At 50.7% G+C, this 430-nt stretch carries 1 protein-coding gene; it reads left to right on the top strand.

The window, feature by feature from the left end; all coding sequences use genetic code 11:
- The coding region (locus QN347_RS19500) for an Ig-like domain-containing protein (protein WP_323494357.1) at positions 1-317 on the top strand (317 nt) is incomplete at its 5' end.
- Between the last annotated feature and the right edge of the window lie 113 nt (positions 318-430).

Here is a 430-nt window from a genome sequence, read left to right as displayed (position 1 = left end):
GTATCGGCATGGGTAACAGCTTGACCAATGCAGCGAGCTCAACTTTGAGCGGCGGTAGTTATGGCACCATCACTTACAACAGTTCAAATACCGCAGTAGCGACGGTCAGCGCCAGCGGTGTGATCACACCAGTCAGTGCCGGCGCTAGTACGATCACGGCTACGCAAGCTTCTTTTACTTGTGTTAATGCGCAATCCTCTCTAATCAACAGTCTTATCGTATGCAGCGTGAGTATTGTTATAGTGAGTTTCAGTACACCGAGCACAGCCAGTATCGGTATGGGTAACAGTTTGACCAATGAAGCGACATCGACTTAGAGCGGCGGCAGTTACGGCGTTATTACTTACAGCAGTTCAAAAAACGCAGTAGCAACGGTCAGTGTCAGTGGTGTGATCACACCGATCAGCGCCGGCACCAGTACGATCACGGC

This window comes from Sphingomonas sp. 10B4 (assembly GCF_035019905.1).
In the GTDB taxonomy this organism is placed as follows: Bacteria; Pseudomonadota; Alphaproteobacteria; order Sphingomonadales; family Sphingomonadaceae; genus Sphingomonas; species Sphingomonas glacialis.
The sequence above is the reverse complement of the archived record's forward strand: the minus strand, read 5'-3'. Positions and strand labels throughout refer to the sequence as shown.